Source organism: Pseudanabaena sp. FACHB-1998, assembly GCF_014696355.1.
In the GTDB taxonomy this organism is placed as follows: Bacteria; Cyanobacteriota; Cyanobacteriia; order Pseudanabaenales; family Pseudanabaenaceae; genus Pseudanabaena.
Window position 1 is genome coordinate 1 of the sequence record NZ_JACJQA010000007.1, and the last position, 17,783, is coordinate 17,783.

Genomic DNA, 17,783 nt, shown 5'->3' on the forward strand with positions numbered 1-17,783 from the left:
GGATCAAAACTAAACTCAATCACTTTGCTCTCAAGTCTAAACTCTACTTCAATGCTATTAGGGCTAGTTTCTCTCAACTCCAAAAACTGGCTATTCCTTCCACGTAACATCAGTTACTAACAAGTAAATTCGCCATGCCTTTAAAAGCGTCAGTTCTAGGCTTAGCAAAAATCCATAAGGCGAGACAGCAAAGACGCTGGAAGCGACAGGATACGCGCTGGTGTCAGGCTGCCATCGTCTCTGTTTCTGGACTCAAGCGCTTTCTGGCGGGTGAAGATATCGGTGATGACTCGTTTATCAGGATTTGCCAAGCTGTCGGAATTGAAAATTGGCGAGATATTGCAGAAAGTAGTGAAGCATCCAACCTGACTCAAAAGAATTCTCGGAAACGCGATCGCCAGTTTGCTACTAGAAAACCAATAACCAAAATTGATCGTGCTGCCTTACTTTGCCTTCCAAATCAGCGATTACCACCGCAAACTAATGAATTTCTAGGACGTAAGAGCGACCTAGAGAAACTGCTACATTTTATGTCACTAGACTACCGATCGCCAATTATTACTATCAGTGGCATGGGCGGGGTCGGTAAAACTGCTCTAGTATTACAAGCCGCCTATCTGTGCTTAGAATATCGATATTTGCAGGAAAATAGAGGCGATTTAAAGTTACTGAGTACTCCAGATTTAGAAGTTTTACCGCCGCAATTTGAGGCGATTATTTTTGTGTCCGCAAAAGAGAGCAATCTACTACCCACAGGAATTACCGCCAAGCTCAAACGTCAGGTTAGTTTGCTCGATATCTTCCAAGCGATCGCCACTACCCTTGATGCGCCAGCCATTACCCAAGCAATTAATCCTGATGAACAATTCCAAAAAGTGCGGGAATCTCTGAGCGCCCAATCTACACTTTTGATCATTGACAACCTAGAGACTATTGAAGATAAAGAGAAAATCATTAGCTTTCTCAATGACTTACCCAACACAACCAAAGCAGTGATCACCAGTCGCGAACTGCAAGTTATCTATGCGCCACTGCGTTTAGGTGCATTATTAGAAATGGATAGTTTGCAGTTAATTGCCCAACAAGCAGATGAAAAGGGAGTCAATCTTAGTGATGAGGAGATATTCCAGTTATATCAACGTTTTGGCGGCGTTCCTGTAGCTCTGATCTATGCGATTGGACAACTAGCTAATGGGTTTTCCTTCGCTAATCTAATTGATCCAGCAATCCAATTATTTGCAGATATTGGTAGATTTTGTTTTGAAAATTCTGTTCAATCAATTTCCCATAGACCCGCTTATCAGTTGCTATTGGCGATCTCATTATTTCACCAAAGCCCTAGACATGAGGCGCTAATTTCTGTCGCAGGACTAGAAGCAAATGATGTCATTGCCAGTGAAAGTTTAACAAAGTTGCAGAGGCTCTCTTTGGTCTTTCAAGAAGGAGAACGCTATGGAATGTCATCGCTGACCCGTGAATATGCACTCCAAGAATTGCAAAGGAAAAGTGAAAAAGAAGCAGAAATGCGCGATCGCTGGATTAATTGGCATTTGGAATTTTCTCGGAAATATGGCGGCAAGGATTGGGGAGATTGGCATTCAAATTATGATTACCTAGAAGAAGAATGGGAAAATCTTGCCTCAGTTCTCGATTGGTGCGCGATCCGCGATCGCTATATTGATGGGCGCGACATTGGGGTTAGCCTTGCCTATTATCTCTATTTATATGGTCACTGGGATCGGGGTATGGCAATTTTAGGCTGGGTCGTTGAGGCGGGAGAACGCCGTGAAGACTGGCTTACGGTGGTACAGCTAAGGGCGATGAGTGGTTGGATCATGCTAATGATGGGACAGCTTGACTATGCCGAACATCATTTGTCCTATGGATGGCAACTCAGCAATGACTACGGCACGATGTTTACACGGTGTGAGATTGCCGATAATCTGGCAATTCTGCATATCCGTAGGGGCGAATACCCCAATGCACGTCAATGGAGTGAAACCTGCGATCGCCTCACCTTAGAACTTGAAGATCCCGACCGCACTCGTTTTCAAATTTATGGACTATGTACTAAAGCCGATCTTTTCTATGAAGAGCAAAATTATGTTAAAGCCAAGGAACTTTACCAAACTGCTCTAGATTTAGCTCTAGAGATTCAATGGCAACGCTACACCAATTACACAAGGGGCTGGTTAGCCGATATTGCGATCATCGAAGGTGATTTTCCAAAAGCTGAAAAATTGCTAATGACTGGATTTATTGTCGCCGAACGTAATCACGATCGCCAAAGAATCGCCTTTTTTGAGCGTTGCTATGCCAGACTCGAATTTGCTAAAGGCAATCTTGAGCGATCGCAAGAATGGGGAATAAAAGCCAAAGAAAGTTTTTACCGCTTAGGCATGAAATTAGAAATGTCTCATATGGAAAATTTTTTAGCGTTCAAAAATTAGGAATGTGCTCATATATAGCCATAGTCATTTGCATTAAAGCGAATGGCGGCGCAAAGCGCCGCCATTTGCTTCTTGGTTTTTGTGTTCTCACAAGACTGGCTACAGCCCTACTACTTAGTGCGGGGCAGACGCAAAATATTTTGTTTTTTCGATAAAGGGCTGAGAAGTTTATTTAAGGCGCGCAGTTGCTCAGGTGTACCCATCGAAATTAAAACATCTCCCTGTAAAATTTCTGTATTGCCGTCAGGGCCCGCAATTAAATCGCCATCTACACGCCGAATTGCTAATACTAATGCACCCGTTTGCGCTCGCAAGCTTGCTTGTTTGAGTGATATGCCCACATAACTGGGATTATCAATTCGATATTCCTCTATATAAAATGAACGATTAGAACCCGCAAGGATGCCATCGACAAAATCCATCACCTGTGGGCGCAATGCCACGGCTGCCATCCTTTTGCCGCCCGTAATATAAGGCGAAATCACTTCGTCGGCTCCACCTCGCCGCAATTTTTGGATGGCTTCTTCCGTACTTGCCCTTGCGATCGCCCTAATTTCAGGATTTAAGGTTTTTGCCGATAGCACCGTATATAAATTCTCAGCATCCGATGGCAATGCTGCCACAATACAAACTGCTCGCTCTATGCCTGCAAAAAATAAAGTGTGATCAAGAGCCGCATCACCTTGTACCGCCAAATATCCTGCCTGTTCTGCCTGCGCGATCGCATTGGGATCGCTATCAATCACCACAAATGTAACGCTTCCTTCGGCGGCAAACTCAGCCGTAATCTGTCGTCCTGTTCTCCCAAATCCGCAAACTATGTAATGTTTGTCCAAAGACTCCATTATTTTTCTCTGTCGCCTCGCCTGAAAAATATTGTAGATATGCCCATTGGCGATCGCCGCTGTAAACTGAGCGGCAATATAGCTGATGCTAATAACTCCTAGCACGATTAACGTAATGGTAAATATGCGTCCCTCAAGGTGTAAGGGATTCGTCTCCCCATAACCAATAGTCGCAAGGGTAATAATCGTCATGTACAGTGAATCAAACCAACTCCATCTCTCGATAAAGTGATATCCCAACGTACCCGTTACCGTTAGTCCAAGTAAAATTGCAACATTTAGGAGTAAAGTGCGTTTATATTGACGCAGTTCACGTTCTAAAAAAGTTGGTTGCAACTCTTGGTAGTTAAGCGAACTTTTAAGATGCATACATTTCTGTATAGTTTTAACCCGTAAGGAATTTAACTAATAACTTAAGTAAAAAAATGTTAAGCTTCTTATACCAATATTGATCAAGCTTCTGGGATAAACTTGTTGGCAGTTCTACAAAAATCGCCCTAAAAATTGGCTATTATTTGGGTCTAGATTGTTTAGCCTATTTACTCAATTACTTTTATTGAATAAATTAATGAACAAAGTTTATTTAATAAATAAGTCGCACCTAGCAGTCCAGCAATTCTCCTCATGAAACCAATTTTAGGGTTTCCAGAGCCTTTAACTCTGCAAACTTCAAAATTGGTTTTTGAAAGTCAAACTAAAAGTCAAACTATATTTGGCTTTCAAAAGTCCCTATAAGAAGCTCTCACTCACGAGACAAGTATGACATCAGAGCCTCCTTCAGATACTCAAATCAGTCGGGTTGTAACTTCTCCCTATCGTTCAGCCGTTGATATCAATGACGATAACTTGGAAAAGTTTCATACTTGGACGGGTTACAACACTCATAACGATATGAGTAGCAACACTAAATTTCAAATGCGAGATTTTCATATCGACTTGGGTATGGCTGTGATCGGCTTTGGTGTGCTGTGTGGATGGGAAGTACGTTCACGCAAAATCGAGTACAAGGGCAAAACCCATATTATTTATGAGTTAAGGGGTGATAGCGATCCTCAAGTTGTGCCAATGTTGAGGCAGAACTGTAGTGATGAGATGGCGACCTTTCTCCATAGTCGCTTAATTAGGACATTAGATTTTTTGCGTTCCTGCTCAAAATTTTCTGGTATTCCTCACGTACATATTATATCTATTCGTAATCACTATGTTATGAGTGCGGTATGGCGACCCTATCAAAATAAAATTTGGATGGTTCCTATCGATCAAATTGAAGGACTTTCATTTTCTAATCATTTGCTTTAATTGTTCGCTAAGAAACAAAACCCAGAAGCGCTGATTCGCTCGCGAAGCGAGCGAATCAGCGCTTCTGGGTTTTATATTTAATTGTGCCTACCTACTTAGTTGTAATCTAAATGTCCATTCGTATTAAAGGTGAGCGATCGCTAAAAACTCCAGCAGGGTTATCTACACGCCCTACACCAAGCAAGGTGAGGGCGGCTGTGTTTAATATTTTGCAAAGTCGGGTTTATGGCGCAAACTGGCTAGATATTTGTGCGGGTTCGGGGGCGATGGGGGCGGAGGCTTTGGTTAGAGGTGCTAATCAAGTTGTGGGGATTGAGTTATCCGCGATCGCCTGTCGCATCGTCAATGAAAATTGGCAAAAGGTCGCGAAATCAGTTCAAAGTTTTCAGGTAATTAAAGGCGATGCGGTTAAGGTTTTACCAAAGCTGCAACCGCAATTTTTTGATTTAGTTTATTTTGATCCTCCCTATCAAAGTGAGCTATATCAGCCTGTGTTAATGGTTTTACCTGCATTACTTGCAGAGGATGCTTTAGTAATCGCCGAAGGCGATCGCCTACGTCCTTTGCCCGACCATATTGGCAGTCTTACCTGTTGCGATCGCCGCCAGTATGGACAGACCGCTTTAACCTTCTATCGCAATCCTCGAGTAATACCCAATTAAGAAATGGCTACGCCATTTCTTAATTGGGTATTACTTCAACAAATTAGGCGGTATGTTGATTTTGCCTGAATTGTAGTCTTCCCATACTTTAAAAATTAACCTAGCTCTCTTTTCACCCGTTTCTTCATAGGCTTGGATTTGCGATCTCACTAACTTTTTCATCAATGGACGCTTGGCTAAATCCAATAATTCCATTAGTTCCATTTCAGAAAAGTTAGCTTCTAAACTGGCAACATACTGAGGTTCCACATACTTCCAGCCCGCCGACTGGGCAAGCATCTGTTGTAACCATTCACTAAACTTAGTTCTGGTTCCTGTTCCGTAAGCAAAGTCAACCATATTCCAGAAAGATAAGTCATATTGCTTACCAATCCCCAATTCAACTAAGAGTTCCCTTGCTAATTGTTTTTTGGATTTTATGGAGACAGTTGATGTAGGTGATTGCTGACTATTTTCCGCATTGGCGATCGCTGTAAAAGTGGGGCTATAGCTGAAGATAGAAATACAAGCTATAAATAGAAATTTAGATAAGTTGAGAGAAAGTCGAGCGTAGGATAAATTGGGGCTTAAGCGTTGATTTGAATTTTGCTTTTTCATAACTTTCTAGAATTTTTAAGATTCTATATTGCCACAATACTAATGCTACTCTCTTCTCCTTCAGAATTATAGCTGCCGCCATTCTGGTTAGGATATAAAGCCCCAGAAGATAGAGTTGCGGCGCTTTGCGCCGCAACTCTATCTTCTGATATAGTGGCGCGTCGTATCCTTATACCTGTAGGGAAAAGAGTAAAGAACCCGATTTTTGAGGGTGCAGCTTTGCTTCGTCATCAAAAATTGGTTCTTGATTAAATTGCGGAACCCTTACAACATTGTGAGAAGATTTAGCAGTAAGAAATACAGTTGTAGTTGTGTTTTCGGCTAATAAATCAATAAGTAGATCAATGAGATATTTGCTGCGTCGCTTTTTGGCTTGGTTTGCGATCGCCATCCTCTTAATAACCGTAATTTGGGGCTGCACCAACGGCAAAAATATTAATAATGGCAAACTGGGAATTAGCGATCGCACCGATGAGCGCATCGTTTTAGGCACAACCAGCAAAATCCGCACCCTTGATCCTGCCGATGCTAACGAATTTTTTGTTAGTAACGTCTTTTACAACACCCTTGAGCGTCTCTATACTTATAAAGAAGGGTCTAACGAGATCGTGCCGCAACTAGCGACCGAGATGCCCAAAGTGAGCGAAGACGGCTTAACTTATACCGTGCCTGTGCGGACAGGTATCAAATTTCACGATCGCACGAATTTTAATGCTTATACGATGAAGTTTGCTTTGGAGCGTTTTATAAACTTAAAAGGCACTCCCTCCTACATTTTGAACGATGTCATCGAATCGATCTCCACGCCTACAGAAAATGAACTCGTTTTTAAGCTCAAACAACCCTTACAGTTTTTTCCTAAGTTTTTAGCCTTCACTGGGGCGGCGGCAATTTCTCCACAGGTCTACAAACATATCAAGGACGAGAAAACTGGCAAATTGCTATTTTTGCCCGATAAACTCATTGGTACTGGCCCCTATCAAGTGACGCAGTTTGTCGAAGGTAGTTATTTACGCCTTGATGCTTTCCCTGATTATTGGGGTAAAAAGCCAGCTAACAAAGGTATTGATATTCAATTTTTTAGTTCTAATGCCAATTTGCTCAATGCTTTCAAAATTGGGGCTGTAGATGTCGCCTTCCAGACCTTGACCCCCACCCAAGTTAAGAACGTCGAAGCCAATGCTCAAAAAAACGGTTGGACGATCGCCTCAGGGCAGGGAGCGACAATTCTGTATATGGTTTTAAATACGCAGCAATCACCCCTAAATGATGTGCGGGTGCGTCAAGCTTTAGCCGCCTCTATTGATCGACCTCTTCTAGAATCGCGCATATTTTTTAATCAACGTGCGCCACTCTATAGCTTAATCCCTAGTGCTTTTCCTGAGTCAAAGCCAGTTTTTGAGCAGAAGTATGGGGAGGGTAATGGTAAGCTCGCAAGGCAGTTGCTCCAAGAAGCTGGTTATTCAGATGATAAACCTGCCCAAGTCACCATTTGGTATACCCCTAAATATGGTGGTAACGGTGATTTGATTGCTAGTACCATGCGTGCGGCGATTCAAAAAAATGTCGGCAAGATTTTGCAAGTTAAAACTGAACGAGTGGAAAATACTGTGGGCTATGCGTTTTTAGATAAGGGCGTATATTCTAGCTATCTCTTGGATTGGGTTCCCGATATTCTTGACCCCGATAATTACATCAAGCCATTTTTAGAATGTGAAGAGGCTGAAAAAAATGTCTGTAAAAAGGGAAGTAGTCAATTTCAAGGCTCTTTTTACAACAATCCTGAAATGAATGAATTAATCGCGAAACAGCGCAAAGAGCGTGATGTCACTAAGCGATCGCAGCAACTTCAGAGAATCCAAGATATTTTGGCTCAGGATGTTCCATTTATTCCCCTTTGGCAAAACAAAGAGTATGCCTTTGCCCAAAAAGGAGTACTAGGTGTAAAGATCGAACCTAATCAACAACTCCCCTATTGGAATATTTCTAAATAATCTCAAAGCCCAAACTAATCAATAAATAAAAAAGTCGGCACTTTGCGCCGACTTTTTTATTTATTGATTAGTTTCGCTAATTGATAATCGATAGGCGGTGCTTTCCCCATTGGCAGTACCTACCCAAATCTCATACCTTCCTTCTGCCCAAGCCCCCGATAGTTCAGCATTGCGACCATTACGACAATAAATGCCATCAGGACCTTTAACTAATAGCGAGAAGTTGCGATCACCCGATACCTTTAAGCTTAAAAATCCAAAACTCTTTTGGACAGTAAAAAAATGATTGGGCTTTTGGTTAGCAAGCCCTTGACATTGCCCATTAGCCTTGCCTGAAACAAGGGATTGCAGAGGTACATCTCCGCCTGATGTCCCCGCATATACTTGCGGATCAGGAGCAAATCTTGGAGCCACTGACTTTAATGACTCTTGGCTCATCGTCGGAGCTAAAGGCATGAAAAATATCGGTGCTAGTGCAAAGCCTAATAAAGCGATCGGCAGTTTCAAGGGTTTCATTTTTGACGTATTTCACTCAAAGACAAAGTATATCGAAAAGACTGATTAATGTTTTTAGAGCCGATCCATACTTGATAATTACCCTTGGGCAATCGCCTAGTAACTTGGGGGTTGCGACCACCAGACTCATCATCCGCACAAATCACAATTCCGTTAGGTCCTTTAATCAACATCGTCGGATCATCATTGATGTTGCTGCTATAGACCAACATATCCATTACAGGAAAATTCTCTCTCAAAGTAATAGTATGATTTGGTTTAGCATTAGCAAAACCACGGCAATTATCCGCAATACCTGCGATCTCGGCAATGCTTGCTGTTCCACTAGAGTTGCCCTGTAAAGCTACAGGATCAGGTCGAAAATTGCGTCCTAGGGATACAGTGTTTTGGGAAAAGCTAGGCGAAGCGATCGCCAAGGATAAGATCACGCTGCTGAGTATTCCCCCACTCAATTTCATCATAAATGATTGTCCAAAGGTTTTAGCGATCGATTTAGACTGATCGCCTTTTTTTGAGTCTATTTTCAAGCCCATTTTTGAACTGTAAGTGTCCATAATTAAATCCACTCAAGATAAGAAGACACAGGTTAAGAAACTAAAATTTAAACAAATAAAATTTAAAGAAAAAGCAACATACTATTTAGAGACTAGTCAAGATATTTGCATCCTGCTTGAATACTAGGACTAATTATTAAAGTCTTTGTTCCAGCTATAGCTGTGGTCACTAGCAGTAGGATAAATTAAAAACCAAGAAACGAGTGCAGCGTGAAGCGCTGTAACTCGTTTCTCGGTTTTGTGTCCTAACAAGAATGGCAACATCTATATATGATTTTTGGGGCCGCATTTGTGACCCAAAAAATTAGTACTTTATCTTACTGTAAATAATTTAGGGGTGCGTGGCTTCGCCGCACACCCCTAAATTATCGGAGTAATACCAAAGCTAAAGCAACCTATAGCCATCTAGAGTGGTGTAGAGCTTGCATTCAGTCGCTAGCTTCTCTTTGGATAGATATTTGCGATCGCGTTATTACATTACTTGATGATCGTGGTAAGTTAAGTTTAGTTAAGAAACTTTTTTTGAGCATGAGGCTCTCTGTTATATGAAATCCTCTTGGAGAACTGCACTGCTGTGGTTACTGCCCATAGCAATAATTGGCTTTTTTGGTTGGCAAACAATAGTTGCTCGTCCTGCTCCTAATCGCCCTACGGTCAATGCGGCAAATACCCGTATTGCCTACGGTAGATTCCTTGAATACCTTGATGAACATCGGGTACGCAAGGTGGATATTTTTGATGGTGGACGCACGGCGGTAATCGTAGCAAGCGATCCCCAAATTGAGGGTAAAGAGCAACGCGCTAGAGTTGATTTGCCTCTATACGCACCAGAGTTGATGGAAAAACTCAATGAAGGTGGTGTGGATCTTGCTATTTATCCACCTAGCAACAATGGTGCAATCTGGAATTTTGTTAGTAATTTAATTTTTCCGATCGCTTTACTTGCTGGTTTATTCTTCCTATTCCGTCGCTCCAATCAAATGGGTGGACCCGGACAAGCTATGGACTTTGGTAAATCCAAAGCGCGTTTTGCAATGGATGCCAAGACTGGCGTGATGTTTGATGATGTCGCGGGTATCGAAGAAGCGAAGGAAGAATTGCAAGAAGTTGTGACTTTCTTGAAGAAGCCTGAACGCTTTACAGCCGTTGGCGCAAAGATTCCTAAAGGCGTTTTATTAATTGGTCCTCCCGGAACTGGTAAGACTTTGCTAGCCAAAGCGATCGCTGGTGAAGCTGGCGTACCTTTCTTCTCCGTATCAGGTTCTGAATTTGTCGAAATGTTTGTGGGTGTTGGTGCATCCCGCGTGCGCGACTTGTTTAAGAAAGCCAAGGAAAATGCACCTTGCATCATCTTTATTGATGAAATTGATGCTGTCGGTCGTCAACGTGGCGCTGGTATTGGTGGCGGTAATGATGAACGCGAACAAACCCTCAACCAAATCCTTACGGAAATGGATGGTTTTGAAGGTAACTCTGGTGTGATCGTCATTGCGGCAACTAACCGCGCCGATGTACTTGACTCAGCCCTATTGCGTCCCGGTCGTTTCGATCGCCAAATCGGTGTTGATCCACCTGACATCAAAGGTCGTCTACAAGTATTGAATGTTCATGCTCGCGACAAAAAGATTAGCCCTGAAGTTTCTTTAGAAGCGATCGCCCGTCGTACCCCCGGATTTGCAGGTGCTGACCTTGCGAACTTGCTTAATGAAGCCGCGATTCTCACCGCCCGTCGTCGCAAGGATGCGATGACCATGGCAGAAATCGATGATGCCGTAGATAGGATCATCGCTGGACTCGAAGGTAAAGCTCTCGTTGATAGCCGTAATAAGCGTTTGATTGCTTATCACGAAGTTGGTCATGCGATCGTTGGTACTTTGATGAAGGATCATGATCCTGTTCAAAAGGTAACTCTCATTCCTAGAGGTCAAGCGGCTGGTTTGACATGGTTCACTCCTGACGAAGAACAAACTTTAATCTCTCGTGGTCAAATCCTCGCTCGGATTACAGCCGCCCTCGGTGGACGTGCTGCCGAAGAAGCAGTATTTGGAGCTGCGGAAGTAACTACTGGTGCGGGTGGTGACTTACAACAAGTAAGCGGCATGGCGCGTCAGATGGTGACTCGTTTTGGTATGTCAAATATTGGTCAACTTGCCCTTGAAGGTCAAAGCTCCGAAGTATTTCTAGGACGCAGCATGGGTGGCGGTTCTCAATACTCTGAAGATATTTCGGCAAAGGTCGATCAACAGGTTCGCGAAATCGTACAGAAGTGTTATCAAACGGCTCTGCAAATCGTGTATGAAAACCGTGCTGCAATCGATCGCGTTGTTGATCTTCTAGTGGAAGCAGAAACTCTTGACGGTGATGAATTCCGCCGTATTATCTCTGAGTACACAGCTCTTCCCATAAAAGAACGTTTTGTTCCTCAAATTTAAAAGCTATCAATAAAAAAGAGAGGACGCAATGCGTCCTCTCTTTTTTATTGATAGCTGTTGCCATTCTTGTTAGGAAACAAACCCAAGAAGCGAGTGGCGGCGCGAAGCGCCGCCACTCGCTTCTTGGGTTTTGATTTGTCCTAATATAAGTGACTACCGCTACACTGTAATCACCAATGTCAGATATAACTAATGCGATCGCGATCGCGTCAGGTGCAGTCTTTGGAGCTTTGTCGCGTTTTTATATTACAGAATGGACAAAAGCAAAATTTGGTAATCATTTTCCCTATGCTACTTTTGGAATTAATCTCACTGGTTGCTTAGCAATGGGCTTCTTTTTTGCGATTTCCCAAGGAATCACGGGTTATCCTACCGAATTAGATTTATTAATTAGAACTGGATTTTTAGGTTCTTACACCACATTTTCTACTTATGGCTTTGATACGCTGACGTTATGGCGGAGCAAGCAGATGGTAGCAACGGCTTTTTATTGGGCGGGGAGTGCGCTCTTTGGTTTGGGCGCAGTGCTTTTAGGGGGAGCGATCGCCAAACTTTTTGTCAAGTAATTCAAACTTCAATGCGTAATTATTAATTCTCAAGCCAAGTAACAATGAACTTTTTGAAAGGACGTTTTCCACTAGCGATCGCGATCGGTGCAATTTTTGGAGCATTAAGTCGTTTTTACATCACAGAAGGCGTAAAAGCTATATTTGGAGAGGGTTTTGGCTTTTACGGCACATTCTTTATTAACGTATCGGGCTGTTTATTGATTGCCTATATTTTGACGCTAGCGGTTGAGAAGATTCGGATTATTTCACCAGAATTCCGATTGATGACAACTACAGGTTTCTGCGGTGCATACACTACCTTTTCTACCTATGGCTTAGAAACAAATAATTTTTTAACTAAGGGCAACATCACCGCGATGTTAATTTATGGGATTGGTAGTGCGATCGCAGGCATGATTGGTATCCAAATCGGTGTTTTATTAGCTAGAGCAAGCGATCGACAAGCAGAGCCTTAGCTTCTAGAGGCATTTAGAATCCGTACTAATCTGTTGCTACGGGATCGCCTTAGCATTGGCTCTATGTATCCTGAGTCACTCGCTAGAAAGTTAGCTTTAAATTATAATTTTAAGAATTGCGCCTGCTTTATAGTAAGCTTCCAAACTGAGTTTATAGGGTCATACAAGAATGAAATTAGAGATTAGCGATTTAAGTAACGGTATTCGGCAGGCTAAGTTAATCGGGCGCATGGACATGAAAGGGACTCTGGAGATTGACAATGAGTTTGCTCTAAAAATTGGTAGTAGTAGTCAGCCAGTTGTAGTAGATATGTCAGAGGTAGAGTTTTTAGTTTCTTTGGGAATGCGTACTCTGATTTCCGCAGCTAGGGGCGTGAATAATCGAGGTAACAAAATGGTATTGCTTCAACCTCAGCCACTTGTCCGCGAAGCTCTAGAAACGGCAGGATTTTCTCAACTGATTCCTATGTTTGATGATTTAGACGAAGCTATTATTGCTTTAACCGCTCCCGCTTAATCAGTGAATCACCGCCGAACCTGTAACTGAGCTACTAACTAATTAAGTTGTACTTATCCTCCTCAATATAAGCTCATGTCATACCAACTAACCTTAAAAAATCGGTTTGAAGACTTGGAGGTTTTGAGTAACTGGATTGGCGATCTATCTAAATTACTAGGTATTTCCCATAGAGGTACTTTTAGATTACAACTAGCCACAGAAGAAGCAGTCACTAATATTATTCAAAATGCTTATGAAAATATGGGTGAGCATGACATCTTTGTGGACTTGTTGAAGGAAGAAAATACTGTAACGGTATCTCTGCGCGATCGCGGCTTTTTCTTCGATCCACTTGCTTACCCAGAAGCTCAATTGCCAAATAGCTTAGAAGCAGCTCAAGAAGGTGGGCTTGGTATTCATTTAATTCGCAATTATGCGGATGAGTTTCTCTATGAAAGGATTGATAATGAGAATATCCTGACATTAGCTATTAAAGATTTGGATGCAGTTGCATAGTTCAAGCTCAATGCTTATTGAGCTAGCAATTTTCATGATGAAACAAATTTGGGAGTTTTTAGCGACTTTGGTACTAAAAACTCCCAAATTTGTCTTTTAAAGCCAGTCATAGGCTTAGCTTTTAAAAAATAAATTTACTTTAAGCTTTGATATAGCCTATTGATGCTTTGAGTGGTACAGAAATATTTTTGAAAGCGGTGCGAAGCAACGCTTTCAAAAATATTTTTGGGTTTCAAATAAGCGCAAAGCGCTGTATATCCTTTTTTAGGTTAGCTCTGAGTTTATGAGAGTGTGGTTGCATTTTTATAAATTAGTGTTGCCGTTTGGTTTCAGAAAGGAAATAGATAATAATAGTACAACCCAAAAGCTCAGAAGCAGATTGCGGTGCGAAGCGCCGCAATCTGCTTCTGAGGTAGGAAAACTTGCTTGCAATAAAAGACTTATTTCTGTAAGTCTGTGAGGCTATGAAGCAGTGTAAAGCACTGTAATTAAAACAATAAAATGGTCAAAGCTATTCAAGATTTTAGTAGAGAAAAAAGGATGTATCTGAGGCAAGAATTAGCCTATGGGACATCTGTGGCAGTTGATCTGAGCATAAATGCTCAAACGGAGAGCTTTTTGCCCTTATCAAAAGGAATAGTGATTGATTCTTCTTTTGGGGGTTGCGGTATTCTCTGCGTTACATCGGAACCTATCCAAAAAGATACTCTTTGTCGGATTAAAATTGACAATCTGGAGCCGATTATTGTCAAGATTATTTGGGTAAAAATACTGGATGATAGTGTTGTCAAATTTGGGGTTACTTATGACTTTAATCCAGAGCTATTGCCTATAGATCAAGATCAATTATTAGACAGCGATCGCTCTGTCGTAATGGCAATTTTTTCTTGCTCTATTTTTAAGGGGGTTGATATTAAAACTATCGAATTATTATTACCTCAGTTTGAATTTGTAAAATTAAGAGATGGGGAAATTCTAATTACTCCAGGGCAAGAAAATCATAAATTATATTTGTTACTGTCAGGTAATTTACAAGTTTGCCTAGCTAATGTTAATGAGTTAGTTATTGATGTTAATTTAGGATTTATGATTTCCTCAGGGGAATGTATTGGTGAGATGTCTATTCTTGAGAATAAACCTGCTTCCGCCTATGTTGTTGCGGATGGCGATTGTCAAATTGTGGCAATTCAGGAAACTGTTTTTTGGGAAAGACTAGTTACTATTCCTCAATTTGTGAAAAATTTACTTCAAGGGCTATCTAGTCGAATGCGAAGACATAATGAAATCGCTTTAGAAAAGCAATTATTTTTTGAGCTAATCAATAGGGATTTAAAGGCTGCTAGTAAAATTCAGTCTAATATTTTGCCTCAGATGCCAGTTTTCCCCAATCATCCGCGAGTGGATGTATTTGCAAAAGTTATTCCTGCTAAAGAGGTAGGGGGAGATTTCTTTGATTGTTTAGAGTTGGATGAGCGTCATATCTGTATTGCAGCTGGCGATGTTTCAGGGAAAGGTATTCCTGCTGCCTTATTCATGATTCGTGTAATTACTTTGTTGCGATTAATGATATCTAGACTTAATTCTCTGGACTCAATTTTTAGTTCTATCAATCAATATTTGTGTGAAAGCAACAAGGATTTTATGTTTGTGACCATGTTTGTCGGGATTTTTGATGTCAATGAGGGCAAGCTGATTTACGTCAATGGTGGGCATAATCGACCTTTTTTAAAGCGTGGCGATCGCTCTGTAGAATTAATCAACGTCCCAAAGGGAATGCTACTCGGTATTTCGCAGCAAGCAAACTATGGGATAGCGGAGTTGACTCTAGAGCCTGAGGATACTTTGCTGGTTTACACAGACGGTGTAACTGAAGCAGAAAATGCACAACGGGAATTTTTTACAACCCAAAGAACAGGTGAAGTGTTGGGTGAATTCCCCCCTCAAATCACTTCGCAGGAAATAGTTGAGAGACTGGAGAGTAATATTTTTGTGTTCTCTGGTAATGTTGCTCAGTCAGACGATATTACAATTCTTTCCTTACGATATTTGGGCTAGATATTTGGGCTAATTATTCAGACAAAAATACTTTTCGCTCTTCTAAGAATTGGTATGCAGCACTTCATTAATTATTCTCACAACCCCAGAAGACGAGTTGCGGTGCGAAGCACCGCAACTCGTCTTCTGGGGTTGGTGACCATATCCATACTAAGTAGGTTGGCATAATTAAATATAAAACCCAAATAAGCTAATTCGCCCGCTTCGCGGGCGAATTAGCTTATATTAAGCCGAGGTACTTACATAAAGCTGCAACAGACTGTATTGCTGGGGATGCGTTAATGCTGTCCTTTAACAGGATTATAATAAAAATATAAATCTTCAGTATGAATTCGATTCTTTGGATTTTATATTTAATTGTGCTTACTTTAGAATTTGCTAATTTAATTTATCAATATAAATTTATTTAAAATGGAACTAATGCTGGAGTTTTTTGATTCTGGTTCATTTATCCCCCACGGACATTGCTATCTATGGAATCCTTGGCTGGTATGGCTACATATTCTATCTGACCTGTTCATAGCGATCGCCTATTACTCAATTCCGATTGGACTACTCTATTTTATTCGCAAGCGCAAAGATTTACCTTTTCAGCGAATTTTTTTGTTGTTTGGTCTATTTATCATTTTTTGTGGAACTACCCACGTAATGGATATATGGACACTTTGGCATCCTAGTTACTGGCTGTCAGGAGTGATTAAATCGCTCACTGCCATTATATCCATCTATACTGCGGCAAGTTTTATCCCCTTAATTCCTCAAGCTCTAGAACTTCCTAGCCCATCTCAATTAGTGGCGATGAATGAAGAACTTGCGAAAGAAATTCAAGAACGCAAGCAAGTAGAGATAGAACTTACCCGTAGTCGAGATCTTAGGGAAGCAATTTATAACGAATCAACCGATGCTCTTTTTTTGGTCGATCCCATCAGCCTGCTGATTTTTGATTGCAATCAACGGGCTGTGGAAATGTTTGAAGCCAATAGCAAGTCAGAGTTAATCGGTATTGAGGTTCAGCCCCTTCAGAAGCAACAATTTACCGATGATGAGATTATCGCCAGAGTTGCAGATATGCAGAAATTCGGTTTTTGGACTAGTGAAATAGAATATGTCACTAGAAAAGGTAAGTCTTTTTGGGGTAGTATCGCCTCTAAGCCTATTAATGTGGCGGGGAAAAATATTCATTTGGTGCGGGTTAAGGATATTAACGATCGCAAACTGACTGAAGAACGTATTCATAACCTGAATATTGAGTTAGAAGCGAAGGTTCAAGAACGCACCCTTGAGCTATCTCAAGCTAATGCTGAATTAGAGATAGAAGTTAATGAGCGCAAGCTTACAGAAGAACGCTTTGACTTAGTGCTTAAAAATTCACCCATCACAGTTTTCATGCAAGATCTGGATTTACGATACACTTGGATTTATAACCCCGCTTTAAATATTAATCCTGACGAAATAATTGGCAAGAAGGATTTCGATCTCTTTTTAGTTCCAGAGGAAGCTCAAAAAATAAGTAATATCAAACAGCGAGTACTGACAAGCGGCGTGGGCGGGCGAGAAGAGGTATTTGTCACTGCTGAAGGTCAAAAGCGATATTTTGATTTGACAGTTGAACCCCATCACGATCACAATGGAGAAATTAATGGAATTGGCTGTGTGGCTCTCGATATTACTTGGCGCAAACAATCAGAAGCGGAATTAAGGGCTTCCTATGAGCGCGAAATTATTTTAATGAAAGAAGTTCATCATCGGGTGAAAAATAATTTGCAAATTGTTTCAGGCTTGCTATATCTACAAGCTAGACAAGTCCAAGATCAGAAAATGCGCGAAATTCTCTATAGCAGCCGCGATCGCATTCAGTCCATGGCGCTACTCCATGAAAAGTTGTACCAATCAAAGAATATCGAAAATATTGATTTTATCGCTTATATCCAAAGCTTAACTCGAAATTTACGAAAGTCCTATGCATCTCAATCCATGGCGATTTCTTTGAATATTGATGTCGAGTCCATTAATGTGGATATGGATACAGCTATGTATTGCGGCTTGATTATTAACGAATTAGTCTCTAATTGCTTTAAGTATGCCTTTCCTGAAGGTCAAACGGGGCAAATTATGATTGAGTTCGCTAAAAACGGTCAAGACAGCTATGAACTGATCGTCCGTGATGACGGTGTAGGGATGGCTGAAGAAATTGATCTCAAATATGCTAAGAACTTAGGATTACAACTAGTTTATTCTCTGGTTACTGAACAATTGAAAGGAGAGGTTTTATTAGAAAATTTTCATGGTACAGTTTTTAAAATTTCATTTAAAATTAAAAGCATTGTAGCGATTTAAAGG

The 17,783-nt window shown here is 41.2% G+C and carries 15 protein-coding genes; 11 read left to right on the forward strand and 4 right to left on the reverse strand.

The features are described 5' to 3' along the window. Nucleotides 1–134 precede the first annotated feature (134 nt). Nucleotides 135–2,450: an NB-ARC domain-containing protein gene (locus H6F42_RS03455; RefSeq protein ID WP_190397972.1), complete on the forward strand. Its 2,316-nt coding sequence runs from the start codon at nucleotides 135–137 to the stop codon at nucleotides 2,448–2,450. 110 nt (nucleotides 2,451–2,560) lie between these two features. Here the strand turns inward: H6F42_RS03455 and H6F42_RS03460 are convergent, their stop codons facing one another. Continuing rightward, nucleotides 2,561–3,664, reverse strand: coding sequence for a potassium channel protein (locus H6F42_RS03460; RefSeq protein WP_190397973.1), 1,104 nt, complete (start codon nucleotides 3,662–3,664; stop codon nucleotides 2,561–2,563). A 390-nt stretch (nucleotides 3,665–4,054) separates the two neighbouring features. Here H6F42_RS03460 and H6F42_RS03465 point away from each other — a divergent pair, with 390 nt between their 5' ends. Both H6F42_RS03465 and rsmD read left to right on the forward strand, forming a co-directional pair. Next, on the forward strand, nucleotides 4,055–4,594 hold the full coding sequence (locus H6F42_RS03465; RefSeq protein WP_190397974.1) for a hypothetical protein: 540 nt from the start codon (nucleotides 4,055–4,057) through the stop codon (nucleotides 4,592–4,594). Between the two features lie 110 nt (nucleotides 4,595–4,704). Next, the gene (gene rsmD / locus H6F42_RS03470) at nucleotides 4,705–5,256 is read left to right on the forward strand and encodes a 16S rRNA (guanine(966)-N(2))-methyltransferase RsmD (RefSeq protein WP_190397975.1); all 552 of its coding nucleotides are present in this window, start codon (nucleotides 4,705–4,707) and stop codon (nucleotides 5,254–5,256) included. Nucleotides 5,257–5,286: 30 nt separating this feature from the next. On the opposite strand, the gene H6F42_RS03475 is transcribed toward rsmD, so the two are convergent. Next, on the reverse strand, nucleotides 5,287–5,853 hold the full coding sequence (locus H6F42_RS03475) for a hypothetical protein (protein WP_190397976.1): 567 nt from the start codon (nucleotides 5,851–5,853) through the stop codon (nucleotides 5,287–5,289). Between the two features lie 344 nt (nucleotides 5,854–6,197). Between H6F42_RS03475 and H6F42_RS03480 the strand changes: the two genes are divergently transcribed. Next, nucleotides 6,198–7,847, forward strand: a complete 1,650-nt coding sequence (locus H6F42_RS03480) for an ABC transporter substrate-binding protein (protein WP_190397977.1) — start codon at nucleotides 6,198–6,200, stop codon at nucleotides 7,845–7,847. A 60-nt stretch (nucleotides 7,848–7,907) separates the two neighbouring features. Here the strand turns inward: H6F42_RS03480 and H6F42_RS03485 are convergent, their stop codons facing one another. Then, nucleotides 7,908–8,363 (reverse strand): hypothetical protein, encoded by a 456-nt coding sequence (locus tag H6F42_RS03485; RefSeq protein ID WP_190397978.1) that lies wholly within the window; start codon nucleotides 8,361–8,363, stop codon nucleotides 7,908–7,910. Continuing rightward, nucleotides 8,360–8,917, reverse strand: coding sequence for a hypothetical protein (locus H6F42_RS03490; protein ID WP_242018313.1), 558 nt, complete (start codon nucleotides 8,915–8,917; stop codon nucleotides 8,360–8,362). Before H6F42_RS03490 ends, H6F42_RS03485 begins: the two co-directional genes overlap by 4 nt. A gap of 545 nt (nucleotides 8,918–9,462) precedes the next feature. Here H6F42_RS03490 and ftsH point away from each other — a divergent pair. The 7 genes from ftsH to H6F42_RS03525 all read left to right on the forward strand — a co-directional run bounded on the left by ftsH (nucleotide 9,463) and on the right by H6F42_RS03525 (nucleotide 17,780). Further along, nucleotides 9,463–11,349, forward strand: coding sequence for an ATP-dependent zinc metalloprotease FtsH (gene ftsH / locus H6F42_RS03495; RefSeq protein WP_190397979.1), 1,887 nt, complete (start codon nucleotides 9,463–9,465; stop codon nucleotides 11,347–11,349). Between the two features lie 176 nt (nucleotides 11,350–11,525). Next, entirely contained in the window at nucleotides 11,526–11,915 is a 390-nt protein-coding gene (gene crcB, locus H6F42_RS03500) for a fluoride efflux transporter CrcB (RefSeq protein ID WP_190397980.1), read from the forward strand. 44 nt (nucleotides 11,916–11,959) lie between these two features. After that, nucleotides 11,960–12,373, forward strand: coding sequence for a fluoride efflux transporter CrcB (crcB, locus tag H6F42_RS03505; protein WP_190397981.1), 414 nt, complete (start codon nucleotides 11,960–11,962; stop codon nucleotides 12,371–12,373). A 169-nt stretch (nucleotides 12,374–12,542) separates the two neighbouring features. Then, nucleotides 12,543–12,890 (forward strand): STAS domain-containing protein, encoded by a 348-nt coding sequence (locus tag H6F42_RS03510; RefSeq protein ID WP_190397982.1) that lies wholly within the window; start codon nucleotides 12,543–12,545, stop codon nucleotides 12,888–12,890. Between the two features lie 75 nt (nucleotides 12,891–12,965). Beyond that, nucleotides 12,966–13,388 carry an ATP-binding protein gene (locus H6F42_RS03515; RefSeq protein WP_190397983.1) on the forward strand — a complete coding sequence of 141 codons (423 nt, stop codon included), beginning with the start codon at nucleotides 12,966–12,968 and terminating at the stop codon, nucleotides 13,386–13,388. A 501-nt stretch (nucleotides 13,389–13,889) separates the two neighbouring features. Continuing rightward, on the forward strand, nucleotides 13,890–15,443 hold the full coding sequence (locus H6F42_RS03520) for a SpoIIE family protein phosphatase (protein ID WP_190397984.1): 1,554 nt from the start codon (nucleotides 13,890–13,892) through the stop codon (nucleotides 15,441–15,443). Nucleotides 15,444–15,863: 420 nt separating this feature from the next. Further along, complete coding sequence (locus tag H6F42_RS03525; protein WP_190397985.1) at nucleotides 15,864–17,780, forward strand: histidine kinase dimerization/phosphoacceptor domain -containing protein; 1,917 nt, start codon at nucleotides 15,864–15,866, stop codon at nucleotides 17,778–17,780. Nucleotides 17,781–17,783: the final 3 nt, after the last annotated feature.